Source organism: Pseudomonas sp. PsB (assembly GCF_043658375.1).
Lineage (GTDB): Bacteria > Pseudomonadota > Gammaproteobacteria > Pseudomonadales > Pseudomonadaceae > Aquipseudomonas > Aquipseudomonas putida_Z.
This window is the reverse complement of the sequence record NZ_JBIGLU010000001.1, coordinates 405,870-426,739: the sequence shown is the minus strand read 5'-3', so window position 1 is coordinate 426,739 and position 20,870 is coordinate 405,870. Positions and strand designations below refer to the sequence as shown.

Below are 20,870 nucleotides of genomic sequence, written 5' to 3'. Positions count from 1 at the left end.
CTCCTTCAAGGGGTTTCGATGCGGCGCTGCAGCAGGTTGATCAGCAGCAGCAGGATGAAGGAAACCACCAGCATCAGCACGCCGATGGCGGTCGCGCCGGTGTAGTCGTACTGGTCGAGCTTGACCATGATCAGCAGCGGCAGGATCTCGGTCTTCATCGGCATGTTGCCGGCAATGAAGATCACCGAACCATACTCGCCCACGCCGCGGGCGAAGGCCAGGGCAAAGCCTGTCAGCCAGGCAGGCAGCAGCGCTGGCGCCAGCACGTGGCGGAACACCTGCAGCGGCTTGGCGCCCAGGCAGGCGGCAGCCTCCTCCACTTCACGCGGAATGTCGGCCAGTACCGGCTGCACCGTCCGCACCACGAACGGCAGGGTGACGAAGGTCAGCGCCAGGGTGATGCCCAGCGGGGTGTAGGCGATCTTGAAACCCAGGTCGGTGGCGAACTGGCCGACCCAGCCCGAAGGCGCGTACAGGGCGGTCAGGGCGATACCGGCTACGGCCGTGGGCAGGGCGAACGGCAGGTCGATCATCGCATCGATGATCTTGCGCCCGGGGAAGGTGTAGCGCACCAGCACCCAGGCCAGCAGGGTGCCGATCACTCCGTTGATGATGGCGGCGAACAGGGCGGTGCCGAAACTCAGCTTGAGCGCGGCGATCACCCGCGGCGCACTGATGACGTTCCAGAACTGCTCCCAGGTAAGCTGCGCGGCATGCACGAACATGGCGGCCAGCGGTATCAGCACGATCAGGCTGAGGTACACCAAGGTGTAGCCCAGCGTCAGCCCGAAGCCGGGTATGACGGGGGAAATGCGGCGTGACATAAATATCCCTGGTTGAACGCACTTGGCCCGGGAACGATCCCGGGCTGGTGCTAGCTTCTGAAATCCTGGGGCTGCTTTGCAGCCCATCGCGACGCAAGGCCGCTCCTACAGGGGTGCGCGTACCTCTGTAGGAGCGGCCTTGTGTCGCGATGGGCCGCAGCGCGGCCCCGCTTTTCCTTGGCCCTTACTGTGCCTGATAGATCTGGTCGAACACACCGCCATCATTGAAGAATTTAGGTTGTGCAGTCTTCCAGCCACCAAAGTCCTTGTCTATGGTCACCAGGTCCAGTTTCGGGAACTGCTTGCCGAACTCGGCAGCGACCTTCTCGTCACGCGGGCGGTAGAAGTTCTCGGCGGCGATCTTCTGCCCGGCCGGGCTGTACAGGTGCTTGAGGTATTCGTTGGCAATCTCGGTATTGCCCTTCTTCTCGGCGTTCTTGTCCACCACCGCCACCGGCGGCTCGGCGAGGATCGACAGCGACGGCACGACGATCTCGAACTTGTCGGCGCCACCGTCTTCCTTCAGTGCCAGGAAGGCTTCGTTTTCCCAGGCCAGCAGCACATCGCCCTGGCCGTTGTTGACGAAGGTGATGGTCGAGCCACGGGCGCCGGTGTCCAGCACCGGCACGTGCTTGAACAGCTCCTGCACGTAGGCCTTGGCTTTCTCTTCGCTACCGCCGGTCTTCAGGCCATAGGCCCAGGCAGCCAGGAAGTTCCAACGGGCGCCGCCGGAGGTTTTCGGGTTGGGGGTGATGACCGACACGTCCTTCTTGATCAGGTCGCCCCAGTCCTTGATGCCTTTCGGGTTGCCCTTGCGCACCAGGAACACGATGGTCGAGGTGTACGGGGTGCTGGCATCCGGCAGGCGGGTCTGCCAGTTGTCCGGCAGGGTCTTGCCAAGCTTGGCGACTTCATCGATGTCGCCGGCCAGGGCCAGGGTCACCACGTCGGCACGCAGGCCATCGATCACCGCACGGGCCTGCTTGCCCGAACCGCCGTGGGATTGCTGGATCTTCACCTTGTCGCCCGGGTGGGCCTGTTGCCAGTGCTTGATGAACTCGGCGTTGTACTGCTGGTACAGCTCGCGGGTCGGGTCGTAGGACACGTTCAGCAGTTCGTAGTCCTTGGCGATGGCGGAACCGGCAAAAACAGCACTGGCCAGGGCGGCGAGCGCATAACGGCGGATGGACATGGTGAAGCTCCCGATTGGCATTTTTCTAGTTTTGAATGTGTGGTGCGATCAGCCGGTCTTGTTGCCGGGCTGCTGCAGGCGGAACTTCTCCTTGCGCTCGATCTGTACGACCTGAGCGTTGTGCACGGTAATCTCCACCGCACCGAATCGCAGGTCGCGCAGAGCGCTCTGGATTTCACGCAGAATGGTGGCTTCGTCCTGACCGTCGATGCTACGCAGAGATGCACTCATGCTCGTTCTCCTTGGAGTGAGGGTGCCGGGCTGAGGTTTGAAGGGGATTTGCGCCTGGCTTGAGGGCAATAGTAGTGAGGTGGGGTTATTCTTAAAAATACTGTTTAAGAATGTTTATATAACTGAATTATCTTTATGATGTGAGGGCCCTATCGCCGGCAAGCCAGCTCCCACAGGGGCCTCACAATACTCAAGAGCAGTGAGTTTCCTGTGGGAGCTGGCTTGCCGGCGATAGGGCCGTGAAGGTCTCAGGAATTTTTCTGTGGCTCGCGGATCTTGTACCAGGCCACATACAGGGCCGGCAGGAACAGCAGCGTCAGCAGGGTCGCCACGATGATCCCGCCAATCATGGCGTAGGCCATCGGCCCCCAGAACACCTCGCGGGCAATCGGGATCATGCCCAGGCTCGCCGCCGCCGCGGTCAGCAGAATCGGCCGGCGCCGGTGGTTGGTAGCCTCCACTACCGCATCCCACGGCGACAAGCCCTGGGCTTCGAACTCGTCGATCTGGGTCACCAGGATCACCGAGTTACGAATGATGATGCCCGCCAGCGCGAGAATGCCGAGAATCGCCACAAAGCCCATGGGCGTACCTGTTGGCACCAGCGCAATGATCACGCCAATCAGCCCCAACGGCGCCACGCTGACCACCAGGAACAGCTTCTGCACGCTGTGCAGCTGGATCATCAGGAACGTCGCCATCAGGAACAGCATCAGCGGGATGACCTTGCGGATCGGCCCCTGCGCCTTGGCGCTCTCCTCCACCGTACCGCCGGTGGCCACTTCGAAGCCCACCGGCAGCTTGCTGGCGAACTCGTCGATCTTCGGCTTCAGCTGGGCCACCAGGTCGGTGGGCTGGATGTCGCCGTTGACCGATGCCTTGATGGTGATGGTCGGCTTGCGGTCACGGCGCCACACCAGCGGCTGCTCCAGCTCGTAGCGCACGGTGGCGAACGCCAGCAGCGGGATCGAGGTGCCGTTGGGCGTCAGTATCTGCAGGTTCTGCAGGGTATCGGGCGAGCCACGCTCGCTGTCCTCGGCACGGGCGACCACGTCGACCAGGTAGATGTTGTCGTTGACCTGGGTGATCTGCACACCGCTGACGATGCTGTTCATCAGATTGGCCACGTCCTCCGACGACAGGCCCAGCTGGCGCGCCTTGTCCTGGGCGATTTCCACGCGCAGCACCTTACCCGGCTCGTTCCAGTCGTAGATCATCTCGCCGATGTGCTCGTTCTGGTCGAGCAAGGTGGCCAGCTCGATGGCGTGCTTGCGTACCTGGTCGATATTGGCGCCGCTGACCCGATACTGGATCGGCCGGCCCACTGGCGGGCCCATTTCCAGCGATTGCACGTTGGTGCCGACGCCAACGAACTCTTCATGCAGGATCTTCTGCAGGCGGTCCATCATGGCCTGGCGTTCCTCGAAGCCCTTGCTGACGATGACCAGCTGCGCGTAGTACGGGTTCTGCAGCTGCTGGTCGAGGGGCAGGTAGAAGCGGATCGCGCCTTGGCCGATATAGGTACTCCAGTGCACAAGGTCCGGGTCGTCCTTGATCCGCGCCTCGAAGCGGTCGACCACCTTGCGCGTCTCCTCGATCGAGGCGTTCTGCGGCAGGTTGAGGTCGACGAGGATTTCCGGGCGGTCCGAGGACGGGAAGAACTGGTTCTGCACGAAACGCTCGCAGAATATCGCCAGGGCGAACAGCACCACGGTGCCGATGATGGTCAGCCAGCGGTTGCGCATGCACCACAACAAACCATGCTCAAAGACCCGGCCGACACGGCCAGGCTCGGCTTCGTGGGGCTTGAGCTTGGCGCTGCTGAGAATGTGCACGCCGAGCACCGGGGCGAAGAACACCGCTACCACCCACGACACCATCAGCGCCACGGCAATTACCGCAAACAGCGTGTAGGTGTACTCGCCCGCCGAACTGGCGTTGAGGCCGATCGGCACGAAGCCGGCCACCGTCACCAGGGTGCCGGTAAGCATGGGGAAGGCTGTGGAGGTATAGGCAAAAGTCGCCGCCTGCTCCTTGCTTTCGCCCATCTCCAGCCGTGTGACCATCACCTCCACGGTGATCATCGCATCGTCCACCAGCAGGCCCAGGGCGATGATCAGCGCCCCCAGCGAAATCCGCTGCATGGTGATGCCGCTGTATTCCATGAACACGAACACCATGGCCAGCACCAGCGGGATCGAACAGGCCACCACCAGCCCGGCACGCACGCCGAGGCTTACGAAGCTCACCGCCAGCACGATCACCACCGCCTCGAACAGCGCACTGGTGAAGCCGCCGACCGCTTGCTTGACCACCACCGCCTGGTCGGAAACAGTGTGCACCCCGACGCCCACCGGCAGGTCTTCGATCACCTTGTCCATGCGCTTTTTCAGCGCCGCGCCGAACACCTGGATATTGCCGCCGGCCTTCATGCCGATGGCCAGACCCAACGCCGTCTGGCCGTTGTAGCGGAACATCGGCGAAGGAGGGTCGACGTAACCACGCTCGATATCGGCGATGTCGGCCAGGCGGAAGAAGCGGTCGTTGATCTTCAGGTTGACGGTTTGCAGGTCTTTTTCCGAGGTGAACTGCCCGGAGGTACGCACCGAGATACGTTCCGGCCCGGCCTCGATCACACCGGCAGGGGTCACGGCGTTTTGCGATTGCAGGGCCTGCATGACCTGGCGCTGATCGATGCCCAGGGCTGCCAGCTTGCGGGTGGAGAAGTTCAGGTAAAGCACTTCGTCCTGGGTGCCGATCAGCTCGATCTTGCCGATGTTGGGCACATCGCGCACTTCGGCCCGCGCCTGTTCCACGTAGTCGCGCAGCTGGCGCAGGGTCAGGCCGTCGGCGGTGAAGGCATAGATAGAACCGAACACATCGCCGAATTCATCGTTGAACCCGGGCCCCTGTATGCCCGCAGGGAATTCACCGCGAATGTCCTGGATCTTCTTGCGCACCTGGTACCAGATTTCCGGGATGTCCTTGGCCTTGGTGGTGTCGCGCAGGTACACGTAGACCGTGGATTCACCGGGGCGGGTGTAGCTTTTGGTGTAGTCGAGGGAGTCGAGTTCCTCGAGCTTCTTCTCGATACGGTCGGTGACCTGGTACAGGGTTTCGTCCTGGGTCGCGCCGGGCCAGCGGGTCTGGATGACCATGGTCTTGATGGTGAACGACGGGTCTTCCTCACGGCCCAGGTTGAAGTAGGAGAAGATCCCCATCAGCAGGCCAACGAACATCAGGTACCAGACGAACGATTGATGCTTGAGTGCCCAGTCGGACAGGTTGAAGCTTCCTTTCATTGCGCATCCTCGTCGAAGGTGACCTTCTGGCCAGGCTTGAGGCTGTTCACGCCCGCAGTCACCACCCGCTCGCCGGGCTGTACGCCCGAGCTCAGGACGACGCTGTCGGCGGTGCGGCCGATCAGGGCCACGTCACGAGTGGCCACGGTCTTCTGCTGCGTATCGATCACCCATACCTGGGTCTTGCCGTCGCGCTCGAGCAAGGCACTCAAGGGCAGTTCGCTGCGCGGCGACACCTCCGAACTCAGGGTCACGCTGATGGCGGTGCCCAGGTGGAAGGCCGCCGGGGTGCTGGCCAGGGTCAGGCGCGCGCGGCGGGTGCGGGTGGTGGCGTCGGCCTGGGGTTCCAGTTCCCGCAGGCTGGCGGTGGTGTTGATGGTCGGGTCCAGCTGCGAAGCAACGGTGAAGGTCAGGCCTTTGCTCAACTGCTCGGCCAGGCCGATCGGCAGGTCGATCACCGCTTCCTTCACATCCGGCCTGGCCAGGGTTACCACGGCCTGGCCGGCGGTGACGGTTTGCCCGGCTTCGGCCTGCCAGGCAGTGATTACCGCGGCGTGGTCGGTGCGCAGGGTGCTGTAGTCGAGCTGGTCACGCGCCTGGCTGAGTGCAGAGCGCGCCTGCTCCAACGCCGCGCTGGTGGTTTTCAGGTTGGTCTGGGCGATATCCAACTGTGCCTGGGCGCCTACGCCGCGGTCGTACAGCTGTTGCTGGCGGCGGGCATCGGCCTGGGCGTTGATCCACTGCGCCTGCACCTTGGCCAGGTCGCCTTCGGCGGCGCGCAACTGGTTCTGCTGGTCGGTCGGGTCGAGGGTGGCCAGGGTGTCGCCCGGTTTCACCTGGGCGCCCACATCCAGCCAGCGCCGGGCGATACGCCCGGATACCCGGAAGCCCAAGGTGCTTTCGAAACGGGCCTGGATACTGCCGGCGAAACGGCCCAGCTGCGACTGCACCTGGGGTTCGACCTTGACCGACAGCACCGGCCGAATCGGCTCCGGCACTTCATCCTCGCTACTGCAGCCGGCCAACAGCACGCCGGCCGACAGCATCAGCAGCAGGCGCTTCATAGCTCACCCCCGTTGGCCTTGGCATCGATCTTCAGCACCTGCATGCCGGGGTGCAGCAACTGCCCGCCATTGACCACCACGGTCTCGCCGCCTTTCAGGCCACTGGCGACCACGATCCTGCCGGTGAGGTAACGGCTGACCTCGACCTTGCGCAGCTCTACCTTGTCACCCTCGCCCACCACCCAGACGGCGGGCTCATGCAGGGCCTTGGTCAGTGCCGACCATGGCAGCTCGATACTTGGTCGGCCCTGGGCATTGGTGGTGGCCGTCACCGGTGCACCCAGTTGCATCCCTGGCGGCACATCCCTCAGCCCGACCTTGACCTGTACCGTGCCGCTTTGCGCGGACACCGTGGGGGTGATTTCGCGCACGAAGCCACGGGCCTGAACCTTGGGGTCGTCCAGCAGGCTGACGATCACGCCGGCATCGCTGGGCGGGGCCACCAGCAGCGATTCGTAGACATTGAACACGGCATCACGGTCGCCATCGGTGGCCAGGCTGAAGATTGGCATGGTCGCCTGCACCACCTGGCCGACCTCGGCCTGGCGCTCGGTGATGACCCCATCGGCCTCGGAGACCAACGCGGTATAGCTCAGTTGTTCGTTGGCATTGGCCAATTGCGCCTGCGCGGCCTTGAGCGCGCTTTGGTTGCTGCGCAGCGCGGCTTCGGCGGAATCGTATTCGCTCTGGCTGGTGTAGCCCTTGGGCAACAGCTTTTGCTGGCGTACGAAGGCAGCGCTGGTCTGGGTGACCCGCGCCTGCGCGGCGAACACCTCGGCCTTGGCCGAGTCGACATTGTTCTGCAGGTCTTTCGGGTCCAGCCGCGCCAACACCTGGTTGGCCTTTACATGGTCGCCGACATCGACACTGCGCGAAATGATCTTGCCGCCCACCCGGAACGACAGGTCGGTCTGCACCCGCGCCTGCACATCGCCAGTCAGGGTGACCCTGGCAGCGAAATCGGTGGGTGATACCTGTTGCACGCCTACGCGTGGCAGTGTTTCGGTGGTTTCTTCCTTACTACAGCCCGACAGCAGGGACACAAGCCCCAGGCAGACGACCAACAGCGGACGTATCAACGTCATGCAGGCTCCTTGCTTGCGCGCAAATGATTCGTGGGATGCGACTGTCAGCGTAGTTCAGGGTTGGACAAACGGCACTGGCCATATGCGCAAGGGAGGCATTCCGAATGCCGGCGACACAGGGCAGGTTCGGCACAACTTGTTCGTTGAAAACCTGGCATTTCTGCCAGTAGCCGATTATCGCCAGGGCATTACATAGTGTCCCCAACCGGTCGCCCCGATAGTGGCACCACAGAGAGGCATTTTTCTGTTCACCCTTGAACCCTCGGAGGCCCCATGGCCGCTGCAAAAAGTTCACGCCGCTTCTACCAGAACGGCCGTGTTTCCACCGAACTCGGCGGGTCTGTAACACGCTCCATCTTCCGGCATCAGGGTAGCCTCCTGGCGCAATGCACATCAGGTGCTGAGGTATCGCGTTCTATCATGACGGTAACCAATACCAACACCGTCATGAGCGAATTTGGACACACCGGTAAGACGCAGTTCGCTTATACCCCCTATGGCCGACGCCCAGGCGAGAGCAAATCGAATAACCCCTTCGCATTCAACGGCGAGCAGCTAGACACGACAACAGGCTGTTACTTCCTAGGCAATGGTTATCGTCTCTTTAGCCCGATACTCCGAAGGTTCTTTAGCCCAGATAATCTAAGCCCGTTTGAGGAGGGTGGCCTGAACGCTTATGCGTATTGTGTGGGGGATCCGGTGAATAGTACTGATCCCTCGGGGCACTTCCCGCGTAAAATGCTCTTGGATGTTTTATCGTTAACCTTGATAGCAGCATCAATTGCAGGAGCAATTGCGACGGCGGTTACGAAGCCCAAAAAGGCTGAACTCTATTCGTTCTTGGCACTCACTGCGGCTGCAGTAGGGACCGGCTTGGTTATAATGCGTGTCACTTCATCTAGTCGACTATCTGCCCCGTTCCTTCGGCGCCGGCGGCAAACAGAAGTACCTGTCCAATCTCCTGTCCAATCTGGACCGCCTCCTGACTACGCACCTTTCGGTCCACCGCCTTACGCGGATGTAACTCCTACCACGAATATTGAGATGACCCCACTTGCTAATATTGAAGGCAGTCCGGGAGTCAGCACTCCCGGAGCTGCACCTCCCCCTTACCACGTGGCTATGTCTGCTAATGATGTTCGCAACCCGGAATGGAGTTAAGGGTTGGATAACCGACAATGATGGAGATTAGTCGGCATTTTCAGCGCCTGCGCGGGCCTTTTCGCGGGTGAACCCGCTCCCACAGGTATTGAGCAAACCCTGAAGGCTGCACATGACTGTGTGGGAGCGGGCGTGCCCGCGAAAAGGCCGGTACAGGTCAGAGTTGAACTGAAGCCTTGTTCAGTCCCAGCTCGATGTCATCGATCAGTGCTTTGGCAAAGCCACTGAGAATTCTCGCGGCACTACCGGCCAGCCGGTCATTTTCCATCTCGGCTTCGGTCGTCAGGTGATTGATGCAACCGAGCATTACGGAGAGTTCGGAGAAGGCATGGTTGAAGGGGATATTGGCCTGGACGCGGAAAAGGTCCATGCAGGTTTCTTTACCGACGGTGCTGCTGTGTGATGGATGGGGAGTGCCTGGAGCAGAATTGGTCATGGTGGATCTCCTATATCTGGACAAGGAGTTGCCACCTTCATCTTTCTCACGGATCAGGGCGGCAACCGTACGCGAGGTGAGAAACCGCGGATATAGGAACGCAGCCAGACGTAAGTCTGCCCGCGCACGGTTGCCATGACGAAAGCACTATATCGTTGGGTTCTCACACCCAGTCCCAAGTACGTTATCCCTGGGGCATTTCCCCAGCAACAGAGCAGCTTCCACACGGCTCGTAGGATAATTCCCAAGCCGATCCGACTGAAGCCTTTGGTTTGAGTTGATGAAAAGTCGTACACCTCGAGGGCCTCTTCGCGGGTGAACCCGCTCCCACAGGGTTATGTGCAGCCTTCAGGACCTGTGCAATACCTGTGGGAGCGGGTTTACCCGCGAAAGGGCCGGTACTGCCATCCACAAATCTCTGCCATATTCAGAAACAATCATCTACACAGCACCTGCATCTCCCACTGGGGCATGCGCAAGCCCTGAAGGCTGCACAGATCCTTGTGGGAGCGGGTTTACCCGCGAAAGGGCCGGTACTGCCATCCGCAAGTCTCTGTCATATCCAGAAACCATGATCTACACAGCACCTGTATCTCAGCCACTACCTTTGAAAAGTCACCTGCTTTTCATGGAAGAAGCCAATGTCGCGAGCCCAGTCTCACCTGCTTCGCCCTGGTCGCTACTCAGAACTTGGCCGGCTCTATCTGCTGACCACCGTCACCCACCAGCGCAAGCCGCTGTTCCATGATTTCCACCATGCCCGGCTGGTCATTCACCAACTGCGACAATCAGACCAGGAACATGCCTGCCGATCACTGGCCTGGGTGCTGATGCCGGACCATCTGCATTGGCTGATCGAGTTGAAAGGTAGGACGTTGGGCACCTTGATGCGCAGGTTCAAGTTCAGGTCCAGTCTGGTTTTGCATCAGGCGGGGGTTGAGCATGATCCGGTATGGCAGCCTGGGTATCAAGACCGGGCACTGCGGCGGGAGGAGAGCATGGTGCATGTTGCCAGATACATTGTTGCCAACCCCTTGCGGGCTGGCTTGGTCAGTAGTGTCAGGGACTATCCACATTGGGATGCAGTCTGGCTTTGAATCTGTGCTGGGGCATTCGCGGCGGTTCGGCGCCCCGATGAACCCGCTCCCACAGGTACTGCGCAGGTCTTGAAGACTGCACATGACCCTGTGGGAGCGGGTTCACCCGCGAAGAGGCCGGGTCAGGCCGACGCAGCCACCTGCGCCGGGCGCTTGACCTGTGGCTGCGAAGCATTCGCCGCAGCGCCCTCTTCGATCGCCTGCTGTATCGCCTTGCGACGGCGCTCTTCGGCCTGGCGGCTGAAGTACCAGACGAAGAAGGTCACCAGCGACACCGACAGCAGGATCAAGCTTGCCACGGCGTTGATCTCCGGCTTCACGCCCAGGCGCACCGCCGAGAACACTTCCATCGGCAAGGTGGTCGAACCCGGGCCTGACACGAAGCTCGCCAGTACCAGGTCATCCAGCGACAGGGCGAACGACATCATGCCGCCCGCCGCCAGCGACGGCGCGATCATCGGGATGGTGATCAGGAAGAACACCTTCCACGGCTTGGCACCCAGGTCCATCGCCGCTTCCTCGATCGAAAGGTCCAGCTCACGCAGGCGTGCCGACACCACCACCGCCACATACGCGGCACAGAACGTGGTATGGGCGATCCAGATGGTGACGATGCCGCGCTCCTGCGGCCAGCCGATCATCTGCGCCATGGCCACGAACAGCAGCAACAGCGACAGGCCGGTGATCACCTCAGGCATTACCAGCGGCGCGGTGACCAGGCCACCGAACAGCGTGCGGCCCTTGAAGCGGGTAACCCGGGTCAGCACGAACGCCGCCAGGGTACCCAGCGCCACCGCCGCCACCGCCGTATAGCAGGCGATTTCCAGCGACCGCATCACCGAACCCATCAACTGGGTGTTGTCGAGCAGGCCGACGTACCACTTCACCGACCAGCCACCCCACACCGTCACCAGCTTGGAGGCGTTGAACGAGTAGATCACCAGGATCAGCATCGGCAGGTAGATGAACAGCAAGCCGAGCACCAGCATCAGCTTGGAGAAACTGAAGCGCTTCATGCCCTGCCCTCCATTTCTTTGGCCTGGCTGCGGTTGAACAGCAGGATCGGCACGATCAGGATCGCCAGCATCACTACCGCCAGCGCAGAGGCCACCGGCCAGTCACGGTTGTTGAAGAACTCTTGCCACAGCACCTTGCCGATCATCAGGGTTTCCGGGCCACCAAGCAGTTCAGGGATCACGAACTCGCCCACCACCGGGATGAACACCAGCATGCAGCCGGCGATGATGCCGTTCTTCGACAGTGGCACGGTGATCTTCCAGAAGCTGTTGAAGGTGCTCGAACCCAGGTCCGAGGCGGCCTCGAGCAGGCTCGGGTCGTGCTTCACCAGGTTGGCGAACAGCGGCAGGATCATGAACGGCAGGTACGAATAGACCACGCCGATGTACACCGCCAGGTTGGTGTTGAGGATTTGCAGCGGCTGGTCGATCAACCCGGTCCACAGCAGGAAGCCGTTGAGCAGGCCGTTGTTGCTGAGAATGCCCATCCAGGCATAGACGCGGATCAGGATCGCGGTCCAGGTCGGCATCATGATCAGCAACAGCAGGACCGTCTGGGTTTCCTTCTTGGCGTTGGCGATGGCATAGGCCATCGGGTAGCCGATCAGCAGGCACAGCAGGGTGCTGAAGAAGGCCATCTTCAGCGAGCCCAGGTAGGCCGAGATATACAGCTCATCCTCGGTCAACAGGCCATAGTTGGCCAGGTTGAGCACCAGCTGCAGCTTGTCTTCGACGTAGCTGTAGATCTCGGTATACGGCGGGATCGCCACGTCGGCTTCGGCGAAGCTGATCTTCAGCACGATGAAGAACGGCAGCATGAAGAACAGGAACAGCCAGATGAACGGCACGCCGATCACCAGGTGCCGCCCCTCCGGGGTAATACGCTGGAAGGCTCGCTTGAGCTTGCGCAGTTTCATGACCGCAGTACCACGCCGCTGTCGTCTTCCCACCACACGTACACTTCATCGCCCCAGGTCGGGCGGGTGCCCTGGCGCTCGGCGTTGGCGACGAACGACTGGACGACCTTGCCGCTCGGCAACTCGACGTAGAACACCGAGTGGCCACCCAGGTAGGCAATGTCGTGAACCTTGCCGCGCGACCAGTTGTGCTCGCAGGTCGGTTGCTGGGTGGTGACCAGCATCTTTTCCGGGCGCAGGGCATAGGTGATGTGCTTGTCTTCCACCGACGTGGTGATGCCGTGGCCGACATAGATCTTGCGCTCCAGCTCCGGGCTGGCAATGATCGCGTGGCCTTCGGCGTCGTCGACCACTTCACCTTCGAACAGGTTGACGTTGCCGATGAACTCGCACACCAGGCGGCTGGTAGGCGTCTCGTAGATGTCCACCGGCGAACCGATCTGGGCGATCCAGCCCAGGTGCATGATGGCGATGCGCTGGGCCATGGTCATGGCCTCTTCCTGGTCGTGGGTCACCATCACGCAGGTCACGCCCACACGCTCGATGATCTCTACCAGTTCCAGCTGCATCTGCGAACGCAGTTTCTTGTCCAGTGCACCCATCGGCTCATCGAGCAGCAGCAGCTTGGGGCGCTTGGCCAGCGAGCGGGCCAGGGCCACGCGCTGGCGCTGGCCGCCGGACAGCTGGTGCGGCTTGCGCTTGGCGTACTGGGTCATGTGCACCAGCTTGAGCATCTCGGCCACGCGGGCGTCGATCTCGGCCTTGGGCATCTTGTCCTGCTGCAGGCCGAAGGCGATGTTCTGCGCCACGGTCATGTGCGGGAACAGCGCGTAGGACTGGAACATCATGTTGATCGGCCGCTCGTAGGGCGGCATGTCGGTGATGTCGACGCCATCGAGGAAGATCCGCCCTTCGGTCGGGCGTTCGAAGCCGGCCAGCATGCGCAGCAAGGTGGACTTGCCGGAACCGGAGCCACCCAGCAGGGCGAAGATCTCGCCCTTGCGGATTTCCAGGGACACATCGTCCACGGCTACCGTTTCGTCGAACTTTTTCGTGACCCGGTCGATCTTGACCAGCACCTGCTTGGGTTGCTGGCCACCCTCGAGGGCTTTTTTATAGGCACCGGAGGCAACTGCCATGAGTGAAACTCCCAACAAGATTTTTGTGCCCGCGAGCCCTGTTCTACAGGTGCCGCCACGGGCCTGGATTTTTACTTGCCCGACTTGACCTTGGTCCAGCTACGGGTCATCAGCCGTTGCACCTTGGGTGGCAACTCTGAGTTCACGAACATCTTGTCCAGCACTTCCTGCGGTGGGTAAACCGCGGCGTCAGTCCTCACGGCCTGGTCCATCAGGTCGCCAGCCTTGGGGTTCGGGTTGGCGTAACCGACGTAATCACTGACCTGGGCGATAACCTCAGGCTTCAGCAAATAGTTGATGAAGGCATGCGCCTCTTTGACGTTCTTGGCGTCCTTGGGGATCGCCAGCACGTCGAACCAGAGGTTGCCGCCTTCCTTGGGAATGGCGTAGGCCAGGTTCACGCCCTTCTTCGCTTCTTCGGCGCGGGCCTTGGCCTGGAACACATCACCCGAGAAACCTGCCGCGACGCAGATGTCGCCGTTGGCCAGGTCGGTGATGTACTTGGACGAGTGGAAGTAGGTCACGTACGGGCGTACCGCCAGCAGTTTCTTCTCGGCGGCCTGGTAGTCCTTGGCATTGGTGCTGTTGGGGTCCAGCCCCATGTAGTTGAGCACCGCCGGCAGCATTTCGTCCGCCGAGTCGAGGAAGGCCACGCCGCACTTGGCGAGCTTCTTCATGTTCTCGGGCTCGAACAGCACCGCCCAGGAGTCGATGGTGTCCACGCCCAGCGCGGCCTTCACCTTGTCGACGTTGTAACCGATGCCGTTGGTGCCCCACAGATAAGGCACGGCGTACTGGTTGCCCGGGTCGTTCTTTTCCAGGCGTTTCATCAACGCCGGGTCCAGGTTGGAATAATTGGGCAGCAGGCTCTTGTCGAGCTTCTGGAACGCGCCCGCCTTGATCTGCTTGCCGAGGAAATGGTTGGATGGCACTACCACGTCATAGCCGGTGTTGCCGGCCAGCAGCTTGCCTTCCAGGGTTTCGTTGGAGTCGAACACGTCTTGCACGGGCTTGATGCCCGTGGCTTTCTCGAAGTCCGCGAGTGTGGTCGGGCCGACGTAGTCGGACCAGTTGTAGAAGTGCACCGTAGGCGCCGCTTGGACGCTGCATGCCAGCGTCAGGCCCGCTCCAGCCATCAAGGCCTTGCGGAATACAGAAATGGACAAGTGGGTGGTCCTCACAATCAGTGCCTGGGTAGCGACAATGCTGCCGCACACGCAAAACCGGCGCGCAACTTACCTTCGCAGCTTCGATGCCGCAATCATCAATTGCCTTTCACTGGCTCTGGGCCGGGATTCCCCGGCCCAGAGGTACCGCATCGGGCTTATTTGCCCGACTTGATCTTGGTCCAGCTGCGGGTGATCACACGCTGGGCAGACGCTTCAGGCGCAGCGATCGCGTACAGCTGCTTCTTCACTTCAGCTGGCGGATAAATGCTCGGATCGCTGGTGATTTCCTTGTCCACGAACTGGGTGGCGGCAGCGTTGCCGTTCGGGAAGCGCACGGCGTTGGTGATCTCGGCCATGATTTCCGGCTGCATCAGGAAGTTCATGAACTGGTAGGCAGCATCTTTATGCTCGGCATCCTTGGGGATTGCGACCATGTCGTAGAAGGTACCGGCACCTTCCTTCGGAATGACGTAGTCCACCTTGACCTTGTCGCCGGCTTCGTGGGCACGGGCCTTGGACTGCTCCAGGTCACCCGAGTAACCGACGGCTACGCAGATGTTGCCGTTGGCCATGTCGCCGATGTACTTGGACGAGTGGAAGTAGGTGATCGAAGGACGGATCTTGAGGAACAGGTCCTCGGCGGCCTTCAGGTCTTCCTTCTTGGTGCTGTTGCTCGGCAGGCCCAGGTAGTGCAGCGCAGCCGGCAGCATTTCGGTCGGGGCATCCAGGAAGCTCACGCCGCAGCTCTTGAGCTTGGCGATGTTCTCAGGCTTGAACACCACATCCCACGAGTCGATCTTGTCCACGCCCAGCGCGGCCTTGACCTTCTCCGGGTTGTAGCCGATGCCGATCGAGCCCCACATGTACGGGAAGGCGTGCTTGTTGTCCTTGTCGCTGGCATCGCCAACGGCCTTGAGCAGGTCAGGGTCGAGGTTCTTCCAGTTCGGCAGCTTGGAGCGGTCCAGTTCCTCGTACACGCCAGCCTTGATCTGCTTGGCCAGGAAGTTGTTCGAAGGCACGACGATGTCATAGCCCGACTTGCCTGCCAGCAGCTTGGCTTCGAGGGTTTCGTTGCTGTCGAAGACGTCGTACTTGACCTTGATGCCCGACTGTTTCTCGAACTTGGCGATGGTGTCCGGAGCGATGTAGTCCGACCAGTTGTAGACGTTCAACACCTTGTCTTCAGCCTGAACAGCGGTAGCCATGGCACCCATCAGGGCGGCGGCCAGCAACGTCTTGCCCATTTTATTCATGCGTAATGCTCCAGAATTTTTTATTTAGCCATCTGTTCAGCAGCCAGGACCTACGGTGCAGAGCGCGCGGCGACTGAAACAGCCGCTAGTCTGGCAAGTTACAAGGCCCTGTATCAAGGAAAGCAGGGCCTAGTAACGACTTAATGCCACATCGCTAGCCTAGCAGGTGCTCAGTTGATCGCCTCAAGGGTCAAATCGAGGCATTTGCGTGCCTTTTCCACCAGTTCGTCGATCTCTGCATGGCTGATCACCAGCGGCGGCGCAATGATCATGGTGTCACCCACCGCGCGCATGATCAGGCCGTTTTCGAAGCAGAAGGTGCGGCAGATCATGCCCACGCCCTTGCCCTCGTAACGGCTGCGGGTGGCCTTGTCCTTGACCAGCTCGATCGCGCCGAGCAGGCCCAGGCCGCGTACCTCGCCCACCAGAGGGTGGTCCTGCAGTTCACGCAAACGCTTTTGCAAATACGGTGCCGCTTCGCTGCGCGCCTTCTCGACGATTTTCTCGTCACGCAGGATGCGCAGGTTTTCCAGGCCCACGGCGGCCGCTACCGGGTGGCCGGAGTAGGTGAAGCCGTGGTTGAAGTCGCCGCCTTCGCTGAGTACCTGGGCCACGGTGTCACGCACGATCACACCGCCCATGGGGATGTAACCGGAAGTCAGGCCCTTGGCGATGGTCATCAGGTCGGGCTTGAGGTCGTAGTAGTCGGAGCCGAACCACTCGCCGGTACGGCCGAAACCGCAGATCACTTCGTCGGCGACGAACAGGATGTCGTACCTGGCGAGGATCTCCTTCACCTTCGGCCAGTAGGTTTCCGGCGGGATGATCACGCCGCCGGCGCCCTGGATCGGCTCGGCGATGAAGGCGGCGACATTGTCTTCGCCGACTTCGAGGATTTTCTTCTCCAATTGCTCGGCCGCCCACACCCCGAACTCATCCGGGGTCATGTCGCCGCCTTCGCCGAACCAGTAAGGCTGCGGGATATGCACGATGCCCGGGATCGGCAGGCCGCCCTGCTCGTGCATGCCGCTCATGCCGCCCAGGCTGGCACCAGCCACGGTGGAGCCGTGGTAGCCGTTGATGCGGCCGATGATGGTCTGCTTCTGTGGCTTGCCTTTCAGCGCCCAGTAATGGCGGACCATGCGCAGCACGGTGTCGTTGCCTTCGGAGCCGGAGCCGGTGAAGAACACATGGGTCATGCCTTGCGGCGCCACGTCGGAGATTGCCTTGGCCAGTTCCAGCGCAGGCGGGTGGGCAGTCTGGAAGAACAGGTTGTAGTACGGCAGCTCGCGCATCTGCTTTTCTGCCGCCTGAACCAGTTCTTCACGGCCATAACCCACTGCCACGCACCACAGGCCAGCCATGCCGTCGAGGATCTTGTGCCCCTCGCTATCCCACAAATGCACACCCTGGGCCTTGGTGATGATGCGCGGCCCCTTCTCCTTCAGCTGCTTGTAGTCGCTGAAGGGCGCGAGGTGATGCTCCCCGCTCAGGGTTTGCCATTCACGGGTTTGCGGGTTGTTGACGCTCATGTGCTTCTCCGTTGTTCGACAGCCGCGTCCTGCGGCACCAAGTTGATCAGACAGCAAACAGCAGGAACTCACGCTCCCAGGAACTGATGACTCGCTTGAAGTTCTCGTGCTCGGCGCGCTTGGTGGCGACGTAGCCGGTGATGAACTTCTTGCCCAGGTACTGCACCAGTGCACGGCTGTTTTCCATGCGTTCCAGGGCATCTTCGATGGTCAGTGGCAGGCGCAGGTTGCGGCGTTCGTAGCCACGCCCCTGCACCGGCGCGCTGGCGTCGATGCCTTCGACCATGCCGATGTAGCCACACAGCAGGCTGGCGGCGATGGCCAGGTAAGGGTTGGCGTCGGCGCCTGGCAGGCGGTTCTCGACCCGGCGGCTTTGCGGGCCGGCGTCCGGCACGCGCAGGCCGACGGTACGGTTTTCCTCGCCCCATTCCACGTTCACCGGCGCCGAGGTGTCGGGCAGGAAGCGGCGGAACGAGTTGACGTTGGGAGCGAACAGCGGCAATGCTTCGGGGATGAACTTCTGCAGGCCACCGATGTGGTGCAGGAACAGTTCGCTCATGCTGCCGTCGTCGTTGCTGAAGATGTTCTTGCCGGTAGCCACGTCGACCACGCTCTGGTGCAGGTGCATGGCACTGCCTGGCTCGCCGGTCATGGGCTTGGCCATGAAGGTGGCGGCCACATTGTGCTTGAGCGCGGCCTCGCGCATGGTGCGCTTGAACACCAGGATCTGGTCAGCCAGGTGCAGGGCGTTGCCATGACGGAAGTTGATCTCCATCTGCGCCGTGCCGTCTTCATGGATCAGCGTGTCGAGGTCCAGCTGCTGCAGTTCGCACCAGTCGTAGACGTCTTCGAACAGCGGGTCGAATTCGTTGGCGGCTTCGATCGAGAACGACTGGCGGCCGGTTTCCGGGCGGCCCGAACGGCCTACCGGGGGCTGCAGCGGGAAGTCCGGGTCTTCGCTGCGCTTGGTCAGGTAGAACTCCATCTCCGGCGCGACTATCGGCTGCCAGCCCTTGTCGGCGTAAAGCTTGAGGACTTTCTTCAGCACGTTGCGCGGCGACAGTTCGACCGGGCTGCCCTTCTTGTCGTAGGTGTCGTGGATCACCTGGGCGGTCGGCTCGATGGCCCATGGCACCAGGAACACGGCGTTCTCGTCAGGGCGGCAGATCATGTCGATGTCCGCCGGGTCCAGCAGTTCGTAATAGATGTCGTCGTCGACGTAGTCGCCGGTCACGGTCTGTAGCAACACGCTCTCGGGCAGGCGCATGCCTTTTTCGGCGATGAATTTGTTGGTAGGCGAAATCTTGCCGCGCGTGATGCCGGTCAGGTCACTGATCATGCATTCGACTTCGGTGATCTTGTGCTCTTTCAACCAATCGGTGAGCTGGTCGAGGTTGTTACTCATAAATACCTCAGGAGGTAAGGTGGTCCGCGCACTGATTCTGGATGGAGTACATTGCTAAAGCAAAAACCCCCGCGCAGAGCCACAGTGGATACACTGAAAACAGGTGCGTCCGTAATGAGTTCGAAGGGCAGGAAGACGAAACGAAGGGCGGCAAGCCGCTACGAGGGCAGGTCCGGGAGCGCCAAACGTCAATTATTGCGGCCAGGGCGGCCACGCCATTGACGAAGCTTGCAAAAATGACGGATGTACCCGATGGCACTGCGCAGGCAGTGCTTTCAGGTCTCGGCAAGCGGACCATGTGACCCTCGTATTATTGTGTTCTGGGTTGAGACCGAGCTTAGCCTTGTTCATTTTTTTACACAACACCTCCGTAAAAAATAAAACACGGTTGGTCGGAGATAGCCCTTTGCGCGGGAAATAGCGGATAATGGTTTGCCCCGAGATGCAGCAAATCTGCCGTCGATGTGCCATTTCAGGGCATCATGGGGTTGGCTTGACATCAGTTTGTCTTTTCGATTGACTGGTCTTGCAAGCCCCCCTTGATTGATATTTTTAACAACAAAGGTGTTGCATCATGTCGGTACCCCCGCGTGCCGTTCAGCTTAACGAAGCGAACGCGTTCCTTAAGGAACATCCTGAGGTTCTCTACGTTGACCTTCTGATTGCAGATATGAATGGTGTGGTGCGTGGCAAGCGCATAGAGCGCACCAGCCTCCACAAGGTTTACGAGAAAGGCATCAACCTGCCTGCCTCCCTCTTCGCCCTGGACATCAACGGTTCCACCGTTGAAAGCACCGGGCTGGGCCTGGACATCGGCGATGCTGACCGCATCTGCTACCCGATCCCCGGCACCCTCTCCAACGAACCCTGGCAGAAGCGCCCGACCGCCCAGCTGCTGATGACCATGCACGAGCTCGAAGGTGAGCCGTTTTTTGCCGACCCGCGTGAAGTGCTGCGCCAGGTGGTCGACAAGTTCACCGAGATGGGCCTGACCATCTGCGCCGCGTTCGAGCTGGAGTTCTACCTGATCGACCAGGAGAACGTGAACGGCCGCCCGCAGCCGCCACGCTCGCCAATTTCGGGCAAGCGCCCGCAGTCGACCCAGGTGTACCTGATCGACGACCTCGACGAATATGCCGACTGCCTGCAGGACATCCTGGAAGGCGCGAAGGAGCAAGGCATCCCGGCCGACGCCATCGTCAAGGAAAGCGCCCCGGCGCAGTTCGAAGTCAACCTGCACCACGTGGCCGACCCGCTCAAGGCCTGCGACTACGCGGTACTGCTCAAGCGGTTGATCAAGAACATCGCCTACGACCATGAAATGGACACCACCTTCATGGCCAAGCCCTACCCGGGCCAGGCAGGCAACGGCCTGCATGTACACATTTCCGTGCTGGACAAAGATGGCAACAACATCTTCACCAGCGAGGATCCCGAGCAGAACGCCGCGCTACGTCACGCTGTCGGCGGTGTGCTCGAGACCCTGCCCGCGTCCATGGCGTTCCTTTGCCCGAACGTCAACTCGTACCGCCGCTTCGGCGCGCAGTTCTATGTGCCGAACGCGCCAAGCTGGGGCCTGGACAACCGCACCGTGGCCCTGCGCGTGCCGACCGGTTCGCCGGACGCCGTGCGCATCGAGCACCGCGTGGCCGGTGCCGACGCCAACCCGTACCTGATGATGGCCGCCGTACTGGCCGGCGTGCACCATGGCCTGACCAACAAGGTCGAGCCGGGTGAGCCGATCGAAGGCAACTCGTACGAGCAGCTGGAGCAGAGCCTGCCGAACAACCTGCGCGATGCCCTGCGCGAGCTGGACGACAGCGAGATCCTGAACAAGTACATCGATCCGAAGTACATCGACATCTTCGTCGCGTGCAAGGAGAGCGAGCTGGAGGAGTTCGAGCACTCGATCTCCGACCTCGAGTACAACTGGTACCTGCATACCGTGTAAACAAGAACGCCGCCCACAAGGGCGGCGTTTTTGTTCGAGATCGGTGTCGCCTGCTTCGCGGGTAAACCCGCTCCCACAGGGACCGTGCCGGCCTCA

18 protein-coding genes are annotated in these 20,870 nt (G+C 61.1%); 4 read left to right on the top strand and 14 right to left on the bottom strand.

The genetic code is table 11. The annotated features are described in order from the left end of the window. Positions 1–5 precede the first annotated feature (5 nt). The 6 genes from cysT to ACGLHT_RS01965 form a co-directional block, all read right to left on the bottom strand. On the bottom strand, positions 6–824 hold the full coding sequence (gene cysT, locus ACGLHT_RS01990) for a sulfate ABC transporter permease subunit CysT (protein WP_046613605.1): 819 nt from the start codon (positions 822–824) through the stop codon (positions 6–8). Between the two features lie 184 nt (positions 825–1,008). Continuing rightward, the gene (locus ACGLHT_RS01985) at positions 1,009–2,016 is read right to left on the bottom strand and encodes a sulfate ABC transporter substrate-binding protein (RefSeq protein WP_085621607.1); all 1,008 of its coding nucleotides are present in this window, start codon (positions 2,014–2,016) and stop codon (positions 1,009–1,011) included. A 48-nt stretch (positions 2,017–2,064) separates the two neighbouring features. Next, positions 2,065–2,247, bottom strand: a complete 183-nt coding sequence (gene oscA, locus ACGLHT_RS01980; protein ID WP_003258557.1) for a sulfur starvation response protein OscA — start codon at positions 2,245–2,247, stop codon at positions 2,065–2,067. A 248-nt stretch (positions 2,248–2,495) separates the two neighbouring features. After that, positions 2,496–5,549 carry an efflux RND transporter permease subunit gene (locus ACGLHT_RS01975; RefSeq protein WP_274119824.1) on the bottom strand — a complete coding sequence of 1,018 codons (3,054 nt, stop codon included), beginning with the start codon at positions 5,547–5,549 and terminating at the stop codon, positions 2,496–2,498. Next, positions 5,546–6,613, bottom strand: a complete 1,068-nt coding sequence (locus tag ACGLHT_RS01970; RefSeq protein ID WP_025341031.1) for an efflux RND transporter periplasmic adaptor subunit — start codon at positions 6,611–6,613, stop codon at positions 5,546–5,548. The genes ACGLHT_RS01975 and ACGLHT_RS01970 overlap by 4 nt, the downstream gene beginning before the upstream one ends. Continuing rightward, positions 6,610–7,698, bottom strand: a complete 1,089-nt coding sequence (locus ACGLHT_RS01965; RefSeq protein ID WP_085691465.1) for an efflux RND transporter periplasmic adaptor subunit — start codon at positions 7,696–7,698, stop codon at positions 6,610–6,612. Before ACGLHT_RS01965 ends, ACGLHT_RS01970 begins: the two co-directional genes overlap by 4 nt. 273 nt (positions 7,699–7,971) lie before the next feature. Between ACGLHT_RS01965 and ACGLHT_RS01960 the strand changes: the two genes are divergently transcribed. Further along, positions 7,972–8,859, top strand: a complete 888-nt coding sequence (locus tag ACGLHT_RS01960; RefSeq protein ID WP_394518361.1) for an RHS repeat-associated core domain-containing protein — start codon at positions 7,972–7,974, stop codon at positions 8,857–8,859. Positions 8,860–9,016: 157 nt separating this feature from the next. On the opposite strand, the gene ACGLHT_RS01955 is transcribed toward ACGLHT_RS01960, so the two are convergent. Further along, positions 9,017–9,295 carry a DUF3077 domain-containing protein gene (locus ACGLHT_RS01955; RefSeq protein WP_025341033.1) on the bottom strand — a complete coding sequence of 93 codons (279 nt, stop codon included), beginning with the start codon at positions 9,293–9,295 and terminating at the stop codon, positions 9,017–9,019. Between the two features lie 641 nt (positions 9,296–9,936). Between ACGLHT_RS01955 and ACGLHT_RS01950 the strand changes: the two genes are divergently transcribed. After that, positions 9,937–10,392: a transposase gene (locus ACGLHT_RS01950; protein ID WP_274119823.1), complete on the top strand. Its 456-nt coding sequence runs from the start codon at positions 9,937–9,939 to the stop codon at positions 10,390–10,392. A gap of 122 nt (positions 10,393–10,514) precedes the next feature. Here the strand turns inward: ACGLHT_RS01950 and ACGLHT_RS01945 are convergent, their stop codons facing one another. The 7 genes from ACGLHT_RS01945 to ACGLHT_RS01915 form a co-directional block, all read right to left on the bottom strand. Further along, complete coding sequence (locus ACGLHT_RS01945; protein WP_003258560.1) at positions 10,515–11,408, bottom strand: ABC transporter permease subunit; 894 nt, start codon at positions 11,406–11,408, stop codon at positions 10,515–10,517. Beyond that, positions 11,405–12,325, bottom strand: coding sequence for an ABC transporter permease subunit (locus tag ACGLHT_RS01940; protein WP_013974703.1), 921 nt, complete (start codon positions 12,323–12,325; stop codon positions 11,405–11,407). The genes ACGLHT_RS01945 and ACGLHT_RS01940 overlap by 4 nt, the downstream gene beginning before the upstream one ends. After that, positions 12,322–13,464 carry a polyamine ABC transporter ATP-binding protein gene (gene potA, locus ACGLHT_RS01935; protein WP_013974704.1) on the bottom strand — a complete coding sequence of 381 codons (1,143 nt, stop codon included), beginning with the start codon at positions 13,462–13,464 and terminating at the stop codon, positions 12,322–12,324. The genes ACGLHT_RS01940 and potA overlap by 4 nt, the downstream gene beginning before the upstream one ends. Before the next feature lie 71 nt (positions 13,465–13,535). Then, the gene (locus ACGLHT_RS01930) at positions 13,536–14,630 is read right to left on the bottom strand and encodes a polyamine ABC transporter substrate-binding protein (RefSeq protein ID WP_274119822.1); all 1,095 of its coding nucleotides are present in this window, start codon (positions 14,628–14,630) and stop codon (positions 13,536–13,538) included. Positions 14,631–14,788: 158 nt separating this feature from the next. Next, positions 14,789–15,886, bottom strand: coding sequence for a polyamine ABC transporter substrate-binding protein (locus ACGLHT_RS01925; protein ID WP_025341036.1), 1,098 nt, complete (start codon positions 15,884–15,886; stop codon positions 14,789–14,791). A gap of 170 nt (positions 15,887–16,056) precedes the next feature. After that, a complete protein-coding gene (locus ACGLHT_RS01920; RefSeq protein ID WP_274119821.1) occupies positions 16,057–17,418 on the bottom strand; it encodes an aspartate aminotransferase family protein in 1,362 nt (453 codons plus the stop codon). A gap of 46 nt (positions 17,419–17,464) precedes the next feature. Further along, positions 17,465–18,823, bottom strand: a complete 1,359-nt coding sequence (locus ACGLHT_RS01915; RefSeq protein WP_274119820.1) for a glutamine synthetase family protein — start codon at positions 18,821–18,823, stop codon at positions 17,465–17,467. Between the two features lie 41 nt (positions 18,824–18,864). On the opposite strand from ACGLHT_RS01915, the gene ACGLHT_RS01910 reads away from it, so the two are divergent. Together ACGLHT_RS01910 and ACGLHT_RS01905 are read left to right on the top strand one after the other, a co-directional pair. After that, a complete protein-coding gene (locus ACGLHT_RS01910; protein WP_085664312.1) occupies positions 18,865–19,125 on the top strand; it encodes a hypothetical protein in 261 nt (86 codons plus the stop codon). A 272-nt stretch (positions 19,126–19,397) separates the two neighbouring features. Next, on the top strand, positions 19,398–20,774 hold the full coding sequence (locus ACGLHT_RS01905) for a glutamine synthetase family protein (protein ID WP_015272222.1): 1,377 nt from the start codon (positions 19,398–19,400) through the stop codon (positions 20,772–20,774). Positions 20,775–20,870 lie beyond the last annotated feature (96 nt).

What these genes read in the sequence shown, in the direction of transcription:
- ACGLHT_RS01965 (WP_085691465.1), bottom strand. Translation starts at nt 7,698, where the DNA reads ATGACGTTGATACGTCCGCTGTTGGTCGTCTGCCTGGGGCTTGTGTCC.
- cysT (WP_046613605.1), bottom strand. Translation starts at nt 824, where the DNA reads ATGTCACGCCGCATTTCCCCCGTCATACCCGGCTTCGGGCTGACGCTG.
- ACGLHT_RS01940 (WP_013974703.1), bottom strand. Translation starts at nt 12,325, where the DNA reads ATGAAACTGCGCAAGCTCAAGCGAGCCTTCCAGCGTATTACCCCGGAG.
- ACGLHT_RS01955 (WP_025341033.1), bottom strand. Translation starts at nt 9,295, where the DNA reads ATGACCAATTCTGCTCCAGGCACTCCCCATCCATCACACAGCAGCACC.
- ACGLHT_RS01985 (WP_085621607.1), bottom strand. Translation starts at nt 2,016, where the DNA reads ATGTCCATCCGCCGTTATGCGCTCGCCGCCCTGGCCAGTGCTGTTTTT.
- ACGLHT_RS01950 (WP_274119823.1), top strand. Translation starts at nt 9,937, where the DNA reads ATGTCGCGAGCCCAGTCTCACCTGCTTCGCCCTGGTCGCTACTCAGAA.
- oscA (WP_003258557.1), bottom strand. Translation starts at nt 2,247, where the DNA reads ATGAGTGCATCTCTGCGTAGCATCGACGGTCAGGACGAAGCCACCATT.
- ACGLHT_RS01905 (WP_015272222.1), top strand. Translation starts at nt 19,398, where the DNA reads ATGTCGGTACCCCCGCGTGCCGTTCAGCTTAACGAAGCGAACGCGTTC.
- ACGLHT_RS01960 (WP_394518361.1), top strand. Translation starts at nt 7,972, where the DNA reads ATGGCCGCTGCAAAAAGTTCACGCCGCTTCTACCAGAACGGCCGTGTT.
- ACGLHT_RS01975 (WP_274119824.1), bottom strand. Translation starts at nt 5,549, where the DNA reads ATGAAAGGAAGCTTCAACCTGTCCGACTGGGCACTCAAGCATCAATCG.
- ACGLHT_RS01925 (WP_025341036.1), bottom strand. Translation starts at nt 15,886, where the DNA reads ATGAATAAAATGGGCAAGACGTTGCTGGCCGCCGCCCTGATGGGTGCC.
- ACGLHT_RS01945 (WP_003258560.1), bottom strand. Translation starts at nt 11,408, where the DNA reads ATGAAGCGCTTCAGTTTCTCCAAGCTGATGCTGGTGCTCGGCTTGCTG.
- ACGLHT_RS01915 (WP_274119820.1), bottom strand. Translation starts at nt 18,823, where the DNA reads ATGAGTAACAACCTCGACCAGCTCACCGATTGGTTGAAAGAGCACAAG.
- ACGLHT_RS01910 (WP_085664312.1), top strand. Translation starts at nt 18,865, where the DNA reads ATGGAGTACATTGCTAAAGCAAAAACCCCCGCGCAGAGCCACAGTGGA.
- ACGLHT_RS01920 (WP_274119821.1), bottom strand. Translation starts at nt 17,418, where the DNA reads ATGAGCGTCAACAACCCGCAAACCCGTGAATGGCAAACCCTGAGCGGG.
- ACGLHT_RS01970 (WP_025341031.1), bottom strand. Translation starts at nt 6,613, where the DNA reads ATGAAGCGCCTGCTGCTGATGCTGTCGGCCGGCGTGCTGTTGGCCGGC.
- potA (WP_013974704.1), bottom strand. Translation starts at nt 13,464, where the DNA reads ATGGCAGTTGCCTCCGGTGCCTATAAAAAAGCCCTCGAGGGTGGCCAG.